Source organism: Pseudomonas sp. NPDC090592 (assembly GCF_044769185.1).
Classification (GTDB): domain Bacteria; phylum Pseudomonadota; class Gammaproteobacteria; order Pseudomonadales; family Pseudomonadaceae; genus Aquipseudomonas.
The window spans coordinates 138425-156930 of sequence record NZ_JBIVXJ010000011.1; the positions used below are offsets into that span (position 1 = coordinate 138425).

Genomic DNA, 18506 nt, shown 5'->3' on the forward strand with positions numbered 1-18506 from the left:
GGTGTCAGGGATGTTGGGGCCGTGCCGGGCGTGTGAAACCCTCTAACTCTTTTTTTCTGTCCGGGGCAGCGCCGGGGCGGCCCCGCCCCCCGGGGGCCCCCCCGCGAGCGGGGGGGGGGGGCCACCCCCGCGAAGAGGCCGGTGCAAGCTACCCCTTACCCAACCAGCCGCCGCAGTTGCTGCTTCACCCAAGGCTCGGCACTCACCAGGATCACCCCCAGCAACACCATCAACGCGCCCACCACGAAATTCGCGCTCAACGGCTCATCCAGCAGCAAGACGCCAAAGGTCACCCCGAACAACGGGGTAATGAATGAGAACACCGCCAGGTTCGACGCCAGGTATTTGCGCAGCAACCAGAACCACGTCAGGTAACTGACGAATGACACCACAATGCCCTGGAACAACACACTGCCCATGGCCAGCGGCGTCAACGACACCTCGCCGATCTGCCCGCTGAGCAGGGCAATCAGCAACAACCCGGCAAAACCCACCGCCAACTGGTAGAACAGGGTCAAGGTCGCCGGTGCCTCCGACAGCCGTGAGCAGCGCACCACCACTGTGGTCGCCCCCCAGGCCAACCCGGCGATCACGCCAAAGGCATCGCCCAGCAAAGTGCGGCCATCCATGTGCTCAAACGACATGCCGCCAGCAAAGGCCATGGCAATGCCGCCAAAAGCCAACAGAATCCCCAACCATTGCAACAGCCGCAAGCGTTCACTGGCTAGCCGGAAATGCAGGCCCAATGCGGTGAAGACTGGCGCCGTGTACAGAAACACCGACATATGCGCCGCCGAGGTCAGCTTCAAGCCTTCGGCAATGAACAGGAATTCAATGCCGAACAACCCACCCGCCAGCAGCCCGGCGCGCCAGGTGCTGCCGACCTGCTCCCAGCCCCCGCGCCAGCACAGCATCAGGCCTACCAGCACGGCGGCGATAGCGTTGCGCAACGCCGCCTGCATCACCGGGGCAATGTCGACGGCGGCGGTCTTGATCAGCACTTGCTGGCAGCCCCAGATCAGGCACAGCCCCAGCATCACCTGGAAAGCAAAGGCATCTGGGTTCTTGCGGACCGCGCTCATGGGCGGGCCTTTGAGGTGATCGTGGACATGGGCAAGGACTCGGCAGCGTTCAGAAGCTACCGATTATCGGGTTTTCATGGCCACCGATGCCAGCCTCAAAACGACCTCAAGCGATCTGCGCTTTTGCCGACACCTGTTCGAAGGTGGTTTCATCCAGCGCATCCTCCTGCTCATCGAGCACCTGGCGCGGGTGTTCGAAGCCCGGGATGCTGCTGTCGATCAGGCTCATCAGCCGCGAGCCGCGCTCGGTCAGCACGAAGTTCTCGCCGTTGCCGCCGTCCTCTTCAGGCCGGCTTTCGATAAAGCCGCGGTCGAACAACAACTTTTCATATTCGCAGGCACGGGTTTTCAGGTGGTCCAGGTCACCCACCGGCTCACCCTTGGCGGCCAGCGCGGCAGCGTGCTGCTCGGCATAAGGGCGTGGCGTAAAGCTGTGACCGCCGCTGTTCTGCACCTCGTGCAGCAAGCGTTCGATCAAGTCCCAGTCGTAGGCGATGCTCATGGCTACGGGCTCCTGCTGTGGACGAAAGAGGTACACAGGTTGGGACTCGCCGGTGAGGTGCGGTGTTCCGAAAGATCTTGGTGGGTAAGATGTGCGTGACCCTGAAGACGCTGCTACGGCAATAGGCAGAAACCATTTGCGGGACCGCCAAGTGTAGTTTATAAACTACATTCACTCGATGAAGAAAATCGAATCCAGCAGTTTCAGACATTGGGTGGCCGGCCTCCGGGACATCAGCGCCAGAGCCCGAATCATTTCTCGGATCAACCGGTTGATGGAGGGCCTGCCTGGCGACGTATCACCGGTCGGCCACGGCGTCAGTGAGCTCAGGGTTCACTATGGGCCTGGTTACCGGGTGTATTTCCATCAGGCGGGCAGCACGTTCGTGATTCTTTTATGCGGCGGCGATAAAAGCAGCCAACAACGAGACATCAAGGCAGCCCACCAGATTCTGCGTTCGTGGAGGATGCAAAATGACTGAAACCTTCTCTGAATTCGACCCCGCCGAATACCTCACCACCCCCGAAGCAATAGCGGTGTTCATGACCGATGCCCTTGAGACTGGGGATGCCAGCTATGTCGCCAAAGCTGTCGGCGTGGTAGCGCGAGCAAAAGGTATGAGCGAGCTGGCAAAAGAAACCGGGCTGTCTCGTGAACAGCTTTATCGGTCTTTCAGCGAGCATGGCAACCCAACCCTCAAATCGTTCCTGACCGTCATGAAAGCACTCGGCATAGACATGACAGCGCGGCCTCACATAGCAGGCTGACATACCGGCCTCCCGGTGATGCTGGACCACCCCGAGATCGCTACCATTCACTTGCCGCAGCGCCTGGAAAAGCTCAACGCGGCTTCTGCTGAGCTTGCATGTACTGGCGTAGCAGCTGGTTTATGCGGGTCTGGTAGCCGCTGCCCTGCTCTTTGAACCAGGCGAGGACATCTGAGTCCAGGCGAATGGTCACCGCCTGCTTGGCGGGAACGCGCAGCTCGGCCTGACGGAAAAACTCATCGTCGAGCTCCGGGATATCTGTTGTATCGATATCCTTGTCGTCCTGCCGGGCCAGCCGGTTCCAGTCAGTTTTCGATGATTTGGTCATAGTGTCTGGCCTCCCATTTGGTGGCTTTTCTCGCGGAAATAATGCGTATCACTTCACCCCGCCTCTCTGTGTACACGACGACGCCTATCAGCGCCTTCAGCCATCCGATGCTGACCCAACGCTCTTCAGCACACGCGACATGCTCATCGCGCCGGATCAGCATGGGGTGGTTGAACATATCAGGCACGTCGGCAAAATCGATGCCGTGCTTGCGGATATTGATCTGGTTTTTCGCTTCGTCCCATTCAAAGAACATGGGACGCCCTGTATTTACAGCTGTACATACAATACCCCCTCTTTTCATCCGAGACTAGAGTGATATAGCGCGCTGTTCAACGGCGCAAAGGGGATACTGAGGCACTTCAGAAACGGACTACATCCATCATGGAAATGATCCATCGGTCGCAAGCCCTGAACTTCCCCACACCCTCAGCCCTCCACCGCGCATAGCCACCGCTGGAGGTAAAAAGGATGAAACCGCTGCTACCCATTGGCTGCGCCACCGCCCTGCTCTGCGCCCTGCCCGCCTGGGCCTGCACACCAGAGGAAGCGACGCAGAAACGTGAAGAGCTGGCCGGGTTGGTTACTCAATTGACCGAGCAGAACCCGCAGAAAGCCAAGGAGATCAATGACGAGCTTCAGGGGATGGACTTGGGGACGGCGAGCAAGGACTTGCCCGACAAGTGTCAGCTGATTGACCAGCGGATCAAGGAGTTGAAGCAGGCGGAAAAAAAGACTGAGTGAGGTGTTTCCTGCAGGCACCGACCCTGTAGGAGTGGCCTTGTGTCGCGAAAGGGCCGCAAAGCGGCCCCAGCAATTTGTGCATTTGCGCCGAAATCCTGGGGCTGCTCCGCAGCCCTTTCGCGACGCAAGGCCGCTCCTACAGGGAATGCGTCAGCCTGCTAGAGGCTGATTACTCAGCAGCCGGCTTACGCTTTTTCAGCGGTGCCAGGCCGTCAGCACTGGCCAGCGGTGCGTTGGGCCGTGGCTTGGCGGTTGGCTTGCGCTTGGCCGCAGCTTTCTTGTCACCGCCTTTCTTGTCAACCTTCTTCTTCTTGGCCCCAACAGCCTTGCCCGACGCCTTGACCTTCTTCGGCCCGCTGTAGGTGCCCTTCACTTCCTTGATCACCCGGCGCTCGAACTGCTGCTTCAGGTAGCGCTCGATGCTCGACATCAGGTTCCAGTCGTTGTGGGTGATCAGCGAGATCGCCAGGCCTTCGCCACCGGCGCGGCCGGTGCGGCCCACGCGGTGCACGTATTCGTCACCGCTGCGAGGCATGTCGAAGTTGATCACCAGGTCCAGGCCGTCGATGTCCAGGCCACGGGCCGCCACGTCGGTGGCCACCAGCACCTTGGAGCTGCCCTGCTTGAAGCGCTCGATGGCCAGCTTGCGGTCCTTCTGGTCCTTTTCGCCATGCAGCACGAAGGCTTTTACATCCTTGGCCACCAGGTGGCCGTAGATACGGTCGGCCAAGGCGCGGGTGTTGGTGAAGATGATAGCCTTGTCGAAGGTCTCGTTGGCCAGCAGCCACTGCACGATCGCCTCTTTGTGCTGGTCGTGGTCGGCGGTAATGATTTGCTGGCGGGTGCCTTCGGCCAGTTGCGAGACGCTGTTGAGCATCAGGTGCTCAGGGTCTTTGAGTACTTTACCGATGATGTCGCGCAGGGCCGCGCCACCAGTGGTGGCGGAGAACAGCAGGGTTTGCTCGCGGTTCTCGCACTCCTTGCACAGGCGCTCCATGTCTTCGGCGAAGCCCATGTCGAGCATGCGGTCGGCTTCGTCGAGGATCATCACTTGCACGTGGGACAGGTCGAGGTTGCCGGCGTTAAGATGCTCGAGCAGGCGGCCCGGGGTGCCGATCAGCACGTCCGGCACCTTGCGCAGCATGGCGGCCTGTTCCTTGAAGTCTTCACCGCCGGTGACCAGGCCCGCCTTGATGTAGGTGAACTGCGAGAACAGCTGCACTTGCTTGAGGGTCTGCTGGGCCAGCTCGCGGGTCGGCAGCAGGATCAGCGAGCGGATCTCTACCCGCCCACCTTTCAGGTCGACCAGGCGGTTGAGCAGCGGCAGCACGAAGGCTGCCGTTTTGCCGCTACCGGTCTGCGCGGTCACGCGCAGGTCACGCCCTTGCAGGGCCAGGGGGATGGCCGCAGCCTGCACCGGGGTTGGCTCGACAAATTTAAGCTCGGCCACGGCTTTAAGCAGGCGTTCATGCAGGGCGAATTGGGAGAACACGGAGGTAACCTCAGGCAAGTGCGGGAAATTCAGTTGCATAGGGTAACGTTTTCTGCCGGCTTAGCCGAATTTCTTTTGGCAACTTTGCAGCCATCCGCGCTCTAATGGCGCTTCGTTTCGCAAAAAGACTGTACCCAAGCCCATGGATATCCAACGAATCTGGCGTGACTCCCTCGACCTGTGGGGCACCCTCGACCAACATCCCATGCTGCACGCGGCCATCGGCCTGGCGGTGCTGCTGTTGATTTCCCTGGTAGTCGGCCGCCTGGCGCGCTTCCTGATGCTGCACGGCGCGCGGCTGCTGGCCCGCCAGCCGGCGCTGAAGTGGCTGGACGACCTGCGCCACAACAAGGTGTTCCACCGCCTGGCGCAAACCACGCCGTCACTGGTGCTGCAATTTGGCCTGAAGCTGGTGCCGGAGTTGTCCGACACTGCCCAGCACTTCCTGGGCAACGTCGCCCTGGCCTTCACCCTGCTGTTCATGACCATGGCGCTGTCGTGCCTGCTGGATGCCTTGCTCGACATCTATGCCCGCACCGAACACGCCCGCACCCGTTCGATCAAGGGTTACGTGCAACTGGCCAAGATGATGCTGTGGATCTTTGCCTCCATCGTCATTGTCGCCACCCTGATCGACCGCTCGCCGCTGTTGCTGCTGTCGGGCCTGGGTGCCATGTCGGCGGTGCTGCTGTTGGTGTACAAGGACACCCTGCTGTCATTCGTCGCCAGTGTGCAGCTGACCAGCAACGACATGCTGCATGTGGGTGACTGGATCGAGATGCCGCAGGTAGGTGCCGACGGCGATGTGGTGGACATCACCCTGCACACCGTGAAGGTGCAGAACTTCGACAAGACCATCGTCTCGATCCCCACCTGGCGCCTGATGAGCGAGTCGTTCCGCAACTACCGCGGCATGCAGCAGTCCGGTGGCCGGCGAATCAAGCGCAGCCTGTTCATCGACGCTGCCGGTGTGCGTTTCCTTACCCGCGAAGAAGAGCAGCGCCTGACCCAGGTGAGCCTGCTGGGCGATTACCTGGCCGGCAAGCGCCAGGAGCTGCAAAGCTGGAACGAAGCCCTGGGCCCGGTGGCCGAGCTGTCGGCCAACCGCCGCAAGCTGACCAATATCGGTACCTTCCGCGCGTTTGCCCTGGCCTACCTGAAAAACCACCCCAACGTGCACCCGAACATGACCTGCATGGTGCGGCAGATGCAGACCACGGCCGAGGGTGTACCGCTGGAGATCTACTGCTTTACCACCACCACGGTGTGGGCGGACTATGAGCGGATTCAGGGGGATATTTTCGACTACCTGCTGGCGGTGTTGCCGGAGTTTGGCTTGAGCCTTTATCAGCAGCCGAGTGGCAATGACATGCGCATGGGGTTGAGCGGGCGTGTGGCGCAAGAGCCTGTGCCGCGTCGGCTGGAAGAGATGAGCGAGGCTTGAGATTGCCGGGGCTGCTTTGCAGCCCATCGCCGGCCCGCCAGCGTTCATGGAACTGCACCTAACTCATCGAGTTAGCAGGGACACTGTGGGAGCTGACGAACCGCAGCAATGGGCCGCAAAGCGGCCCCAAATTGCACAATTTCTCAGCATTTGCATTGGGTCACTGAATCACGGTTCTTGCAAAAAGCTACCGCCTTTATCTCGTAGAAGCTCAACCAATGCGACCGCGGAAGGCGGTAGATACCCCTCTGCTCTCACCGACACCGCAACGGTACGGCTCATGGTTGTTTCGTTCAGTGGAACTTCTCTCAGTCGTGACATGCCTTTGCCATACTCCAACGTCTCCCGGGCGAGGAAGCTCAGCAGCCGGGTACGAGCGATCAATCTGGGAAGGAGAGAAATCGAATTGGTTTCAATCTGGACGCTTGGAGCAGGGAGCTGCCTTGAAATAAAGGCGTTGTCTATCCAGCGCCTTGCGGTAACCGTCGGCCCCGGCAACACCCATTGGTAACGGCAAAGATCCTGTTGATCAAACGGAGCCAGGAAAATTGGATGGTCTGCGCTAGCGACCACTACGGCTTCATCCTGGAGCACCGGATAAATCTTGAAGTCCGGATCGCCAGAGACAAGAGGGCAAATGATTGCATCCAAACGCCCAGCTCTGAGGGCCTCCCTGAGAACATCATCTTGGCCTATGGAGAGCTTGAGTGTCAGCTTCGGGGCCCTACTCAAAAGCTCCTCAGCCAACTGGGGCAGCAAATACTCGGCCATGCTCGCCGCACACCCCAGCCGAATGTTGCCTACCAGGCCGTTGGCATAATCTCGGACTTCTCGCTCGGTTTCCGCAATGTTGATACGCAACTGCTTGCCCCTGGCAAGCAATAGCTCACCCACATCGGTCAGCTTGATCCTTCTACCATCTCGCTGGAACAGGCGCGCACCGAGGGACTCCTCCAGGCGCTGAATGCTTTTACTCAGCGCCGGCTGAGTACGGTTGAGTTTCTCAGCAGCTCGTCCGAGGTGCCCTGACTCCGCGATGGTCTCGAAATATGCAAGGTCACGAAAGTCCATGATTCATAAATTTCAGTTATAGGTTCATCGAAAGTAGAAAATAGACTTGATCAGTCCAGGCATCGATAATTTTCGTTCCCACCCGTGGGCTGCCCCCTAAGGTGAAGTCAGTGCCTGGAGGTACAGTTCGTTGCAAAGCTCAAAATCCGCCGTAGCCAATCGCTCACTGACCCTCAAATGGATCGCGCTGATCGGCATCGCCGGCGCGGCGGGCCAAGGTCTTCACGCGGCAGCAGTGCCAGCGGGACTATTCCTGGGGCCGATGCTGGTCGCCATTTTGTTCGGAGTGTGTGGTGCGCAAATGCACTTGCACCGGCACATCTTCCGCTTCGGCCAAGGCTGCGTTGGTCTCCTGGTAGCGCACTCCGTAACTTGGTCGGTTCTGCTCTCGTTGGCTCAGTCATGGCACATCATGCTCTTCGCCACATTTCTCACCGTCGTATTAAGCGCTGCTGTGGGGCTCGGAACCGTTAGATACGGTGGCATTCCTGGCAGCACTGCAGCCTGGGGCACAGCACCTGGCGCAGCTTCTGCCATGGTTTCCATGGCCGAGGAATACGGTGCCGATTCACGCGTCGTAGCGACCATGCAATACGTCAGGGTGGTCTGTGTAGTCATGATTGGGTCGCTGGTAAGCCATATGCTCGGGGCGACGAGTACTCCGGTTGTGATATCACCATCCGTTAGCCCTCTATCTGGCACCGACCTGTTTAATCTCTTGCTCAGCTCGGCAGTCATCCTGTTTGGTGTTGCAGCTGGCACGAAAATACCTGCCGGAGCGCTGCTGATGCCGCTGCTGATCGGAGGCGCCCTGCAACTGACTGGAGTGCTCCACATCACTATGCCGGCTTGGCTTCTTGCAACAGCCTATGGCGCTATTGGCTGCTATATAGGGCTGCGCTTTGACCGTAAGACCGTGCGCTACGTTTTCAAGCACTTGCCCGCAATGATTATGGGTGCAGTGATACTGATCTTGCTCTGTGCATGCTGCGCCTGGCTTCTAGCCTGTGCCACTGGCACTGACTTTCTCTCAATGTACTTGGCAACCAGCCCAGGCGGACTGGATGCAATGGCTATCATCGCTGTGGAAACACATGCCAATGTCGGCATGGTGCTAGCGATGCAGACGCTTCGTCTCTTCGGTGTAATCCTGACAGGTGCTTACTTCGCCAGGCAGATCATCCGCCTGACGCAGAACTGACCCCACCCGACTTACTCGCTCTCGATCTTTTCCAATGCCGCGAGTAGCTCTCGATTACTGCCCCCAAGCAAGCTGGTCGCTTGGGCAGCGCGCTTGAGCAATAGCAGTCGGGCCGCTTGTAGTTGATCCTTGTTAAAACGCTCGGACGGGCCCGACAGCGTGAGAGCACCTTTGAATTCATGGCTGACGCCAAATACGGGTGATGATATCGACGATGTCTCTGGATCACGCTCCCCAAACGACGTTGCCCAGAACTGCTCTCGCACATCAGCCAAAGCACGATCTGCTGGAGGGCCAAACGCCCTCAGGATCTTGCCTGAAGCGCCAGCATGCAGTGGGAAGCGATCACCCTCATGGATGCTGAAGCGCACTGCTCGTTTGGGTTCGACACGGAACAGCACTACCCGGATATCGTTCTCGATCACGTAGAACGAGGAAGTCTCGCCGCTCTCCTCAGTCAATGCCTCAAGCACCGGATAAATGGTATCTCGCAGCCGGAAGGAGGTCTGGTATATCTGTGCCAACCGCAACGGCTCATGCCCCACCGCATACTGACCATCAGGCAGGCGCCTGATAAAGCCAGCCCTCTCCAAAGAACTCATGAGGCGAAGAATCGTGCTTTTGTACAGACCAGTACGACGAGCGATTTCAGCCAATGGGAGACTCGATTGATCAGGCTCGAAAGCTCCGAGAATCGCAAAGGCTCGATCAACAGCAGCCACCCCTCCGTCAGCATTAGTCTTGGACGTGTCGGCTACCACAGGCTCATTTTTTGGCGACATCAGACGTGTTCTCGGCACACTCGTGAGAAAGCGGCCCCTGTATAGAGGCCGTTCAGATGGCTGATACCTTACCTGTGAGTACGGCTAGCAGCTAGTCCATTGTCCAGAACACTGTTCTGCTCAGATAGCATCACGCATCACGCATGAACAGTCGCAGGGACAACGCCATCAAGGCGGCGAAGAACAGGATGCATCCCATCACCATCAGGCCTGCCGTAAAGGAATGGGTATAATCCTTCAAGAAGCCCATCAGATAGGGCCCGACGAATCCACCGAATGCGCCTATGGAGTTGATGAGCGCGATACCACCAGCAGCCGCTTGGCCACTCAAGAACTTCGCGGGCAGCGTGTAGAAAATCGTCTTTGCCGAGATCGTACCCACAAGGGCCAGCGTAATGCCTGCCAGTGCCGGAATCAGCGCATTCATGTTCACAGCGAAGATCATTGCCAGACCAGCCAATACCAAGGCAACGATGAGGTTCAGGATACCGCGACCGCTTCGATCGACGTACTTGGCCCAGAACAGCAGCCCGATCGTCGAGAAAAAGTACGGTACGGCAGCGACCCAGCCGATCAGGCTGATTTCAACGCCCTGGGCTTTCAGCATCTGAGGAAGCCAGATACCAATACCGTAGGTGCCGATGGTGAAGCTGAAGGTGATAGAGCTAAGAATCCAGACGCGTGGATCCTTGAGTGCAGCCTTGAAACCGTGGCTTTTTTGGGCGTTCGCCTTCTCCTTCTCCAATATACCGGTCAGAGCATCCTTCTCCTCCTGGGACAACCACTTTGCCTCACTCGGCCTGTTGGCAAGAACCTTCAAAGTGATGAGTCCCAGTACGCAAGCTGGCAGCCCCTCGATGATGAACATCCATTGCCAGCCCGCGAGCCCCCAAGCGCCATGCATCTGGAGCAGGTAAATAGAAAGTGGGCCACCAACAAGGAACGAAATTGGCGTTGCAACCGTGAACCAGGCGAGTACCCGAGTGCGGTACTGGGCCGGGAACCACAAGGTGAGGAAGAAAATCACGCCAGGGAAGAAGCCAGCCTCGGCAACTCCCAAGAGGAAGCGAATAACATAGAAGCTATAAGGGCCGATAACGAATGCTGTTGCTGCTGCCGCAAGCCCCCAGGTGATCATGATTCGAGCCATCCAGAGCCGTGCGCCGAATCGGTACATGGCCAGGTTGCTTGGGACTTCGCAGAGGCAATAGCCCACGAACATGATCCCAGCACCCAGGCCGAACTGAGCGGCAGTGAGTCCGAGCTGATCGGTCATCTGCAGGGCCGCATAACCAACACTGGTGCGATCCAGGTAGTTGAAGAAATAGGCCAGCGCGAGCAATGGAATGAGACGCCAGGCGGCCTTCTTCATTGCTCTCTGCTGTAGCGCAGAGGTGACTTCAGGCTGCGGCATGGACAAATGGTTATCCGGGGTCGTGACGTTAGCCATGACTGTATCCTCGGTGTTGTTGTTATGAATACCGTGGCTGGATAGGCCATCGGTGAGCGCAGTCCTCAGGTACATCCCGTGCCTTCAGTGCTGCTGATTGCGCCCGAATATCTTTCCGAGCTCTACGTACAAAAACGTCAGGAGTGAGCCCCCACGGGAGACCCACATCCGTGTTGGTCAGGCAGTTTTAACCGTGCCGCTGGCTTCGAGCTGAGTGATGTCATCGTCACCGTAGCCCAGCTGTGCAAGCAGCTCTCGCGAATGGCTGCCGAGGCTCGGGACGTTCAGGCGAGTCCCGAAACGCTGGCCATTCATCTCGAAAGGCAGCATCGGTACCTTCACCTGCTCACCATCTGGCAATGTAAGCTCTGCCATGCCGCCGGACTGATTGAGGTGTTCATCCTCAAACATGTCTTCAGGACGCTGGATCGGGGAAAACGGCAAACCAGCTTTCTCACAGAGGGCCATCACGGTTTGCTTATCCATTCCGGACAAGCGCTCGCGCACCAAAGGAATGATTCGGTCACGGGCCTGAACGCGCTGGTTGTTCCGACTCAGCTCGGTGTCACTTCCAAGCTCAGGGAAATCGAAGGTTTCGCAGAAGGCGACCCACTGACTGTCGCTCACGACACCCATGAAGACTTGCTCGCCTTCTTCGGAGGTTTCAAACACGTCGTAGATTGCCCAAGCCGAAATTCGGCTAGGCATCGGCGCTGCCGCTTTCCCGGTCACTACTTTCTGCATCATGTGCTGGGCGACCAAGAAGGCCGAGTTTTCAAACAGGCCGGTCTGTACAAACTGCCCACGTCCCGACTCCTTGCGCTGCAGCAGAGCAGCAAGAATCGAGACAGTGCTGAACATCCCACCCATCACGTCGTTGACTGATGCCCCTGCACGCAGGGGGCGCCCGACCGGCCCGGTCATGTAGGCCAGGCCGGTCATCATCTGTACCACCTCATCCAGCGCCGTACGCTTCTCGTAGGGGCCAGGCAAGAATCCCTTCATCGAGCTGTAAATGATGTCAGGCTTGATGGCTTTGACCTGCTCATAACCCAGGCCCAATTTCTCCATGGCACCAGGTCGGAAGTTCTCAGTGACGACATCTGCTGTGGCGATCAATTTCTTCACAGCGGCCATGCCTTCCTCGGACTTGATGTCCACCGCAAAGCTCTTCTTGTTGCGGTTGTAGGTCATCCAATACCCGGCCCCCGATCCCATGAGCCGACGTGTGTTATCACCTTCCGGCACTGGCTCCACCTTGATGACCTCAGCGCCGAGATCGGCGAGCAGCAAGCCACAGGTCGGGCCCATTACCATGTGGACAAACTCGACTACGCGAATGCCAGCCAGGGGGAGGGATTGCTCTTCGTGCAGGCTCATACGGCCTCCTTCGCATAGGTGAAATTCTTGCCAACGCCGGCATCCGGGATAAAGCCATAGACGGGCTCTCCAGGGAGCCCACGAAGAAGTACCTCACGAGCCGCAACCAAGCGATCAATGTCTACGCCGGTTTTCAGGCCCATCGACTCAAGCAAATACACCAGGTCTTCAGTGACGATGTTGCCCGAGGCACCCGGAGCGTATGGACAACCGCCCAAACCACCTTGAGAACCATCGAACGTCTTCACCCCGGCCTCCAACGCAGCGACTACGTTGGCCAACCCTTGACCACGGGTGTTATGGAAGTGAGCGCTCCCCGCGAGCGCACCCAGCTCCCGGAACAACCGGGTAAACAGTCGACGCACTTGAGTAGGGTTGGCATAGCCGACGGTGTCGGACAGCCCGACCTCATCTACGCCCAGTTCCGCCATTTTCAAGGCAATGGCCATCGTCTCGTCGTCAGTGACGACACCTTGAAGAGTGCACCCGAAGGCAGTCGACAGACCTGCTTCGATCTGTACCTGCGCGAAGCGCTCATTGCGCAGGGCAACCACCGCTTGAACCTCATCGAATACCTGAGCGTGCGTCTTGCGGATGTTCGAGATGGAGTGCTGCTCACTCACAGAGATGGGCAGAGTGATCTTATGGACCCCTGCGTTGAATGCAGCCTCCGCGCCCTTGAGATTCGGTACGAGCGCAGTGACGAAGAGATTAGGCAGGGTCAGGGCATGGGCAACCACCTGCGCAGTATCGGCCATCTGCGGCAGCAACTTGGGGGATACAAACGAGCCCACTTCGATCTCCCTCAAGCCGGCGCCCGCCAGAGCCGAAATCCAGTCCAGCTTCAACTCGGTGGGCATGGTGGCCTTGACGCTCTGCAAGCCATCTCTAGGGCCGACTTCGCTGACGAGGATGTCGATATCTGTCGCTTCTTTCATGGAGGTTCTCCAGTAGCTGGGGAGAGCCTGCCCGAACATTCATGCAATGCAGCTGCGAAGTGGAACGCTGTTTTTTATGATTGTTCTGTCAGGCAGAATTATGTTCTGTTTTAGTATCTACCCACAATTTCACACCTGTCAACGAGACAGGCGATGAACGGATAATCAACTCAATTCGTGGGCGTGGACAGCAGCCACGAGCGTCTGATGGGACTTGACAGGGCTGAAAATAGCTTGGAAAGTGTTCTACCAAGAGCAATATAGTTCTATCTGACAGAACGATGCTCGAAACAACAAGATATCCCAGGCAACGTACACTGGTGAGATTGGCCCAAACTTCTGCCGTTTGAGCCTCAGCGTCGCGTGTCTGTTTTCACATGGAGATTGCCATGAGCCTGTACGCCCCTCCCGAGGAACGCCCAACAGAAGTCTTCAGCAGACTGCCGAAAGAGTTTTGGCGTGACGGGGACTCCGACTGGGTCAGAGCTAACAAGCCAGGCCAGCAAGTCACGAGCTTCCTGGAAGGGCCCTCCTTCGACCAGACCGGCAATCTCTATGTCACGGATATCCCCTATGGCCGAATCTTCCGCGTTTCCCCGCAGGGGAACTGGGAACTGGTTGTCGAGTACGACGGCTGGCCCAACGGTTTGAAGATTCACCGTGACGGTCGAATCTTCATCGCCGACTACAAGAACGGGATTCTCGTTCTCGATCCGGTCAGCAAACGCATTGAGCCCTTCCTGACACATCGTAGGAGTGAGAGCTTCAAGGGTGTAAATGACCTGTTCTTCGACCGACAGGGGCACCTTTTCTTCACCGACCAAGGTCAGTCAGGTATGCACGACCCAACTGGCCGCGTGTTCCGTTACGACCTGCAGCAACAACGCCTGGATTGCCTGCTGGATAATGGCCCTAGTCCTAATGGCTTGGTGATGGATCTTCACGAGAAGTCCCTCCTGGTGGCGATGACTCGCGGAAATGCGGTTTGGCGCCTCCCCCTCCAACCTGATGGCACAACCTCCAAGGTGGGTATCTTCACCTCCATGGCCGGTGGCGTGAGCGGCGCTGACGGTATGGCCCTCGACGATGCAGGAAATCTCTACGTCTGCGATGCCGGCAATGGTTGTGTATGGGCTTTCGATCAGCACGCAGTCCCACTCTATCGATTCAAGTCATGCACCAAAGGCCGCACCCTGACCAACCTCGCCTTTGGTGGGGAGGGTAATCGTGGCTTGTTCATCACCGACTCGTCGACAGGACACATCTTGAGGGCTGACCCCGGCCACTCCGGAAAGCAAATGTTCTCGCACGCTCCAGCCTAACAACTTAGTGCCGCAGCCCTGTGCACATGGCGCACGGACGCTGCTCGCCCAAAGAAAGGCCAGAGCACTTTCTTCTCATACAAAACAGATAATAAGAGGGCAACATGCTCACTCTCTTGAGCTACACAATGATCGTCTGCTTCATGTACCTCGTCATGAGCAAACGCCTGTCACCACTGGTTGCCCTCATCTTGGTGCCGGTTGCATTTGCAAGCCTGGGTGGATTTGCGACCCAGCTCGGCCCAATGATGTTCGATGGCGTGAAAATGCTTGCTCCGACGGGGATCATGCTCACCTTCGCCATCCTCTACTTCTGCATGATGACCGATGCAGGCTTGTTCAACCCGCTGATCAAGCTGATCTTGAAGTGCGTGAAAGGCGACCCACTCAAGATTGTCATCGGCACCGCTGTGCTCGGTATCTGCGTGGGATTGGATGGCGATGGAGCGACTACTTACATCATCACCACCGCAGCACTCCTTCCGCTATACCGCCGCACCGGGATGAGCCTTCAGGTACTTGCCACTGTGTTGTTGCTCACCAACGGAGTGATGAACATCCTTCCTTGGGCAGGGCCATTCTCGCGTGCGGCAAGCGCCATGCACGTGGATATCACCGAGCTGTTCCTTGAAATGCTCCCACTCATGATCGCCGGTGCCGGGTGGGTGATTTTCGCTGCATTCTACTTGGGCCGCAGAGAGCGCCGTCGTCTGGGAGTTGTGGAACTCGATCACGATGAGGTCATGAGCCACTTCACCGAATTCAAACTGACCGACTGGCGTTTCCTGTTCAACAGCGTGCTCACCATCACCCTGATCACCATGATGATGCTCAGCATCATGCCCCTCCCGATCTTGTTCATGCTCGCCTTCGGCCTGGGCGTCTTGGTGAACTTCCCAAGCGTCAAAGACCAAAAGGAAGTCATCGGTAAATACGCCGATAACGTCATGGCAGTAACCCTGCTGATCTTCGCCGCAGGCATCTTCGTAGGGATCATGTCCGGCACAGGGATGATCAAAGCCATTTCGGGAAGCCTGATCCATGTCATTCCCGAGTCTGCCGGTCACTTCATGTCCGTCATCACGGCATTCCTCAGCATGCCCTTCACCTACGTACTGACCAACGACGCTTTCTACTTCGGGATCCTGCCAATCCTGGCCGAAACAGCTAGCCACTACGGCATCAGTGCAAAAGAGATGGCCATCGCCGGCTTGATCGGCCAGCCAGTCCATCTGCTCAGCCCCCTGGTTGCCTCCACCTACCTGCTGTGCGGTCTGCTTGACCTGGACTACGGCGACAACCAGCGAGCCTCCATCGGCTGGAGCATCGGTACATGCCTGGTGATGTTCGTAGCAGCGATCGCGATCGGAACCATCGACGTTTTCAACTGAGGGTCTCCCTCAACGGAGGCGTCAAATCACCCACTACGTCGCCAGCGCCATTAGAGCATTGCTCGCCATCGCAGTCGGCATCTTGCTCAAAAAATCGAAGCCCGCTTCAACCGAAACATCCACAGCCCCGCAATAATCAAGCAACTCCACCAACAAAAAAAATTGGCTGTTTCTGCGCGCCCACCCGTTGAGCGCGCCGACAACGCCTGGAGTATTCATGAAGCCACGTAACGCAATCCCTGTCTGCACCTTACTCGGCCTTGGTAATCTCGCCTCTCCCGCATTCGCGGAAGGCTTCCTAGAAGACACCAAGGTCTCCCTACAAACAAAAAACTTCTATTTGAATCGGGACTTTCGGGACGGTGCAGGCCAGAACAAGCGTGATGAATGGGCACAGGGATTCATTCTCGACGCAAAGTCAGGCTTCACCCCAGGCCCTGTGGGATTTGGCATAGACGCCATCGGCATGCTCGGCTTTAAACTAGATTCCAGCCCCGACCGGACAGGCACTGGCCTCCTCCCAGTCCACGATGACGGCAAAGCGCCAGATGAATACTCCAAACTGGGCCTTACAGCGAAAGCCCGGTTCTCAGAAAGCCTTCTCCAAGTGGGAACGCTGATCCCCGACATGCCAACCGTCAAGGCCAACAACGGACGTATCTTCCCGCAGACCTTCCAAGGCGGATTGCTGAGCATTGGGGAAATCGAGTTCCTTGATGTCGTGGCCGGTCGTCTGACTAAAGTCACAGACCGCGACCAGACTGCCGCTCAAGACCTTGTACTGAACAACAAGAACCGTCGCTTTCAGTCCGGCATAACTGCTGACCATTTTGACTTGGCAGGCGTTGACTACACCTTCTCCAAAAACCTCGTCGGCTCCTACCAGTACGGGGAGCTGGAAGATGTTTATACCCAGCACTTCTTCGGCCTCGTTGGCTCTGTGCCCTTACCTGCCGGCCAACTGAAGGCAGACCTCCGACTTGCAATCAGCAGAGACAGCGGCAGCTCGTCTGCTGGAGAAATAGACAACACCTCAGCCAATGGCATGGTGACCTACAGCATCAAGGGACACGGCTTTGGCCTCGGCTACCAACAGATGTCGGGGGACACAGCCTTTCCCTACATCGACGGCACCGACCCCTACTTGATCAACTTCGTCCAGATCAACGACTTTGCGGGCGCCAAGGAAAAATCATGGCAGCTTCGCTATGATTTCAATTTTGCCACCATGGGCATTCCTGGACTGACCTTCATGTCCCGCTATGTCAAAGGTCATGATGTCGAGCTTGCCGCGAATGCCACAGGCAATGAATGGGAACGAAATACCGAACTGCAGTATGTGTTCCAGAATGGGCCGCTCAAAAACCTGGGGGTCCGATGGCGGAACGCGAGCTACCGCTCTGACTTCGCCCGAGGTGCTGATGAAAACCGCCTCATCATCAGCTACAGCATCCCACTGCTGTAGCTTCGGGATGCCTAGGCATGCAAAGGCCGCGCGTGGGTTTGGCGGGGCGTGCGGCGGCTGGACCGATGCCACGTCGCCTAGAAGAGTTGAATGAGGCTTGAGATTGCCGGGGCTGCTCTGCAGCCCATTCGCGGGGCAAGCCCGCTCCCACAGGTTCAGCGTCTGCGCGGTCATTGTGGGAGCGGGCTTGACCCGCGAAGAGGTCCTCAGTTACCCCGCATAACCGAGTAGGTATAGTAGCCCGGTCAAGGTCACCAATGAGGCCACGGTCGACAACAAGATCGTCCGTGATATCAGCCCCGCCTCGCGGTTGTAATACTCCGCCAGCATGAACGGCCCGGTACCGGTCGGCAGTGCCGCCAACAGCACCGCCGACGCTGCCCACATCGTTGGCAAGCTGAACACCTTGAACGCCAGCACCCAGGTCAGCGCTGGCTGCCCTACCAACTTCAAGGCCACCAACGGCCACGGGCTGGCCTGCGACCCTGTACGTTTTTCAGCCAGAAATGCGCCCAGCGATATCAGCGCACAAGGCGTGGTCGCCAGCGCCAGCATGTCGAGAAAGTGCATCACCGGTTCCGCCAGGCCCAACCCGGAAACCGCCCAGGCAGCGCCTGCCAGTGGCGAAATCACCAACGGGTTCTTCGCCAGCGCCTTGCTCACCAGCAAGATGGCGCGGCCAATATGCCGCTCCTCCTGTAGCCCGATCTCGATCAGCGTCAGTGAAATGGCGAACACAAGGCACACCACGATCAACGACGAGATCAGCGCCGGCTGCAAGCCCGCCTGACCGAACAGCAACAGGCACAACGGGATGCCGATATAGCCGGTGTTCGCATACCCCGCACTGAGCCCGTCGATGCTCGACGCCACCAGGCCATGACCGCTGTAAAGCCGCCACGCCAGGGTGACCACGAACATCGCCAGGGCGCCTGCACCAAACGCCACGATGAACCCCGGGTGCCAGATCTCGCTCCAGGTGGCGGTGGCAGTCACCTTGAACAACAACGCCGGCAGGCACAGCCAGACCACCATCTTGTTGATTTCGGCAGCGGCCTTGTCGCCCAGCTTGTTGGTCTTGCGGCACAGGAACCCGACCAGGATCAGGGCAAAGATCGGCGCGACGATGACGAAGATGGTGTGCATG

General features: G+C 58.0%; 20 protein-coding genes. 8 read left to right on the forward strand and 12 right to left on the reverse strand.

Annotated elements, in window-relative coordinates:
- Positions 1–155: 155 nt before the first annotated feature.
- The gene (locus ACIQUI_RS12470; protein ID WP_403198697.1) at positions 156–1082 is read right to left on the reverse strand and encodes a DMT family transporter; all 927 of its coding nucleotides are present in this window, start codon (positions 1080–1082) and stop codon (positions 156–158) included.
- Between the two features lie 106 nt (positions 1083–1188).
- Complete coding sequence (locus ACIQUI_RS12475) at positions 1189–1584, reverse strand: transcriptional regulator (RefSeq protein ID WP_403198700.1); 396 nt, start codon at positions 1582–1584, stop codon at positions 1189–1191.
- Between the two features lie 178 nt (positions 1585–1762).
- Here ACIQUI_RS12475 and ACIQUI_RS12480 point away from each other — a divergent pair, with 178 nt between their 5' ends.
- Together ACIQUI_RS12480 and ACIQUI_RS12485 are read left to right on the forward strand one after the other, a co-directional pair.
- On the forward strand, positions 1763–2065 hold the full coding sequence (locus ACIQUI_RS12480; RefSeq protein ID WP_403198703.1) for a type II toxin-antitoxin system RelE/ParE family toxin: 303 nt from the start codon (positions 1763–1765) through the stop codon (positions 2063–2065).
- Positions 2058–2351 (forward strand): addiction module antidote protein, encoded by a 294-nt coding sequence (locus ACIQUI_RS12485; RefSeq protein WP_391125309.1) that lies wholly within the window; start codon positions 2058–2060, stop codon positions 2349–2351. The genes ACIQUI_RS12480 and ACIQUI_RS12485 overlap by 8 nt, the downstream gene beginning before the upstream one ends.
- A gap of 73 nt (positions 2352–2424) precedes the next feature.
- Here the strand turns inward: ACIQUI_RS12485 and ACIQUI_RS12490 are convergent, their stop codons facing one another.
- Complete coding sequence (locus ACIQUI_RS12490) at positions 2425–2679, reverse strand: BrnA antitoxin family protein (RefSeq protein ID WP_403198706.1); 255 nt, start codon at positions 2677–2679, stop codon at positions 2425–2427.
- Positions 2657–2935 carry a BrnT family toxin gene (locus ACIQUI_RS12495; RefSeq protein WP_403198709.1) on the reverse strand — a complete coding sequence of 93 codons (279 nt, stop codon included), beginning with the start codon at positions 2933–2935 and terminating at the stop codon, positions 2657–2659. The genes ACIQUI_RS12490 and ACIQUI_RS12495 overlap by 23 nt, the downstream gene beginning before the upstream one ends.
- Positions 2936–3150: 215 nt before the next feature.
- Here ACIQUI_RS12495 and ACIQUI_RS12500 point away from each other — a divergent pair, with 215 nt between their 5' ends.
- Entirely contained in the window at positions 3151–3423 is a 273-nt protein-coding gene (locus ACIQUI_RS12500) for a hypothetical protein (protein ID WP_403198710.1), read from the forward strand.
- A 169-nt stretch (positions 3424–3592) separates the two neighbouring features.
- Here the strand turns inward: ACIQUI_RS12500 and ACIQUI_RS12505 are convergent, their stop codons facing one another.
- Positions 3593–4954, reverse strand: coding sequence for a DEAD/DEAH box helicase (locus ACIQUI_RS12505; RefSeq protein ID WP_105946026.1), 1362 nt, complete (start codon positions 4952–4954; stop codon positions 3593–3595).
- Between the two features lie 103 nt (positions 4955–5057).
- Between ACIQUI_RS12505 and ACIQUI_RS12510 the strand changes: the two genes are divergently transcribed.
- Positions 5058–6359: a mechanosensitive ion channel family protein gene (locus ACIQUI_RS12510; protein ID WP_403198713.1), complete on the forward strand. Its 1302-nt coding sequence runs from the start codon at positions 5058–5060 to the stop codon at positions 6357–6359.
- A gap of 168 nt (positions 6360–6527) precedes the next feature.
- Here the strand turns inward: ACIQUI_RS12510 and ACIQUI_RS12515 are convergent, their stop codons facing one another.
- Positions 6528–7430: a LysR family transcriptional regulator gene (locus ACIQUI_RS12515; protein WP_403198715.1), complete on the reverse strand. Its 903-nt coding sequence runs from the start codon at positions 7428–7430 to the stop codon at positions 6528–6530.
- A 130-nt stretch (positions 7431–7560) separates the two neighbouring features.
- Here ACIQUI_RS12515 and ACIQUI_RS12520 point away from each other — a divergent pair, with 130 nt between their 5' ends.
- Positions 7561–8631, forward strand: a complete 1071-nt coding sequence (locus ACIQUI_RS12520) for an AbrB family transcriptional regulator (protein ID WP_403198718.1) — start codon at positions 7561–7563, stop codon at positions 8629–8631.
- Positions 8632–8642: 11 nt separating this feature from the next.
- Here the strand turns inward: ACIQUI_RS12520 and ACIQUI_RS12525 are convergent, their stop codons facing one another.
- The 4 genes from ACIQUI_RS12525 to ACIQUI_RS12540 all read right to left on the reverse strand — a co-directional run bounded on the left by ACIQUI_RS12525 (position 8643) and on the right by ACIQUI_RS12540 (position 13181).
- Positions 8643–9413 (reverse strand): IclR family transcriptional regulator, encoded by a 771-nt coding sequence (locus tag ACIQUI_RS12525; protein ID WP_403198721.1) that lies wholly within the window; start codon positions 9411–9413, stop codon positions 8643–8645.
- 130 nt (positions 9414–9543) lie between these two features.
- Positions 9544–10863: an MFS transporter gene (locus ACIQUI_RS12530; protein WP_403198723.1), complete on the reverse strand. Its 1320-nt coding sequence runs from the start codon at positions 10861–10863 to the stop codon at positions 9544–9546.
- A gap of 177 nt (positions 10864–11040) precedes the next feature.
- Positions 11041–12243, reverse strand: coding sequence for a CaiB/BaiF CoA transferase family protein (locus ACIQUI_RS12535; protein ID WP_403198725.1), 1203 nt, complete (start codon positions 12241–12243; stop codon positions 11041–11043).
- Positions 12240–13181: a hydroxymethylglutaryl-CoA lyase gene (locus ACIQUI_RS12540; protein ID WP_403198728.1), complete on the reverse strand. Its 942-nt coding sequence runs from the start codon at positions 13179–13181 to the stop codon at positions 12240–12242. Before ACIQUI_RS12540 ends, ACIQUI_RS12535 begins: the two co-directional genes overlap by 4 nt.
- A gap of 389 nt (positions 13182–13570) precedes the next feature.
- Here ACIQUI_RS12540 and ACIQUI_RS12545 point away from each other — a divergent pair, with 389 nt between their 5' ends.
- Together ACIQUI_RS12545 and ACIQUI_RS12550 are read left to right on the forward strand one after the other, a co-directional pair.
- Positions 13571–14503: an SMP-30/gluconolactonase/LRE family protein gene (locus ACIQUI_RS12545; protein ID WP_403198731.1), complete on the forward strand. Its 933-nt coding sequence runs from the start codon at positions 13571–13573 to the stop codon at positions 14501–14503.
- A gap of 104 nt (positions 14504–14607) precedes the next feature.
- Positions 14608–15894 (forward strand): CitMHS family transporter, encoded by a 1287-nt coding sequence (locus ACIQUI_RS12550; protein WP_403198733.1) that lies wholly within the window; start codon positions 14608–14610, stop codon positions 15892–15894.
- A gap of 33 nt (positions 15895–15927) precedes the next feature.
- Here the strand turns inward: ACIQUI_RS12550 and ACIQUI_RS12555 are convergent, their stop codons facing one another.
- Positions 15928–16113 carry a hypothetical protein gene (locus ACIQUI_RS12555; protein WP_403198736.1) on the reverse strand — a complete coding sequence of 62 codons (186 nt, stop codon included), beginning with the start codon at positions 16111–16113 and terminating at the stop codon, positions 15928–15930.
- On the opposite strand from ACIQUI_RS12555, the gene ACIQUI_RS12560 reads away from it, so the two are divergent.
- A complete protein-coding gene (locus ACIQUI_RS12560; RefSeq protein WP_403198737.1) occupies positions 16112–17359 on the forward strand; it encodes an OprD family porin in 1248 nt (415 codons plus the stop codon). The genes ACIQUI_RS12555 and ACIQUI_RS12560 overlap by 2 nt on opposite strands.
- Before the next feature lie 210 nt (positions 17360–17569).
- Here the strand turns inward: ACIQUI_RS12560 and ACIQUI_RS12565 are convergent, their stop codons facing one another.
- Complete coding sequence (locus ACIQUI_RS12565; protein ID WP_403198740.1) at positions 17570–18505, reverse strand: AEC family transporter; 936 nt, start codon at positions 18503–18505, stop codon at positions 17570–17572.
- Position 18506 lies beyond the last annotated feature (1 nt).

Coding starts and splice junctions, on each gene's coding strand:
- ACIQUI_RS12490 (WP_403198706.1), bottom strand. CDS start 2,679: ATGACCAAATCATCGAAAACTGACTGGAACCGGCTGGCCCGGCAGGAC.
- ACIQUI_RS12565 (WP_403198740.1), bottom strand. CDS start 18,505: ATGCACACCATCTTCGTCATCGTCGCGCCGATCTTTGCCCTGATCCTG.
- ACIQUI_RS12470 (WP_403198697.1), bottom strand. CDS start 1,082: ATGAGCGCGGTCCGCAAGAACCCAGATGCCTTTGCTTTCCAGGTGATG.
- ACIQUI_RS12550 (WP_403198733.1), top strand. CDS start 14,608: ATGCTCACTCTCTTGAGCTACACAATGATCGTCTGCTTCATGTACCTC.
- ACIQUI_RS12510 (WP_403198713.1), top strand. CDS start 5,058: ATGGATATCCAACGAATCTGGCGTGACTCCCTCGACCTGTGGGGCACC.
- ACIQUI_RS12540 (WP_403198728.1), bottom strand. CDS start 13,181: ATGAAAGAAGCGACAGATATCGACATCCTCGTCAGCGAAGTCGGCCCT.
- ACIQUI_RS12530 (WP_403198723.1), bottom strand. CDS start 10,863: ATGGCTAACGTCACGACCCCGGATAACCATTTGTCCATGCCGCAGCCT.
- ACIQUI_RS12560 (WP_403198737.1), top strand. CDS start 16,112: ATGAAGCCACGTAACGCAATCCCTGTCTGCACCTTACTCGGCCTTGGT.
- ACIQUI_RS12495 (WP_403198709.1), bottom strand. CDS start 2,935: ATGTTCTTTGAATGGGACGAAGCGAAAAACCAGATCAATATCCGCAAG.
- ACIQUI_RS12500 (WP_403198710.1), top strand. CDS start 3,151: ATGAAACCGCTGCTACCCATTGGCTGCGCCACCGCCCTGCTCTGCGCC.
- ACIQUI_RS12535 (WP_403198725.1), bottom strand. CDS start 12,243: ATGAGCCTGCACGAAGAGCAATCCCTCCCCCTGGCTGGCATTCGCGTA.
- ACIQUI_RS12555 (WP_403198736.1), bottom strand. CDS start 16,113: ATGAATACTCCAGGCGTTGTCGGCGCGCTCAACGGGTGGGCGCGCAGA.
- ACIQUI_RS12525 (WP_403198721.1), bottom strand. CDS start 9,413: ATGTCGCCAAAAAATGAGCCTGTGGTAGCCGACACGTCCAAGACTAAT.
- ACIQUI_RS12480 (WP_403198703.1), top strand. CDS start 1,763: ATGAAGAAAATCGAATCCAGCAGTTTCAGACATTGGGTGGCCGGCCTC.
- ACIQUI_RS12515 (WP_403198715.1), bottom strand. CDS start 7,430: ATGGACTTTCGTGACCTTGCATATTTCGAGACCATCGCGGAGTCAGGG.
- ACIQUI_RS12505 (WP_105946026.1), bottom strand. CDS start 4,954: ATGCAACTGAATTTCCCGCACTTGCCTGAGGTTACCTCCGTGTTCTCC.
- ACIQUI_RS12545 (WP_403198731.1), top strand. CDS start 13,571: ATGAGCCTGTACGCCCCTCCCGAGGAACGCCCAACAGAAGTCTTCAGC.
- ACIQUI_RS12485 (WP_391125309.1), top strand. CDS start 2,058: ATGACTGAAACCTTCTCTGAATTCGACCCCGCCGAATACCTCACCACC.
- ACIQUI_RS12475 (WP_403198700.1), bottom strand. CDS start 1,584: ATGAGCATCGCCTACGACTGGGACTTGATCGAACGCTTGCTGCACGAG.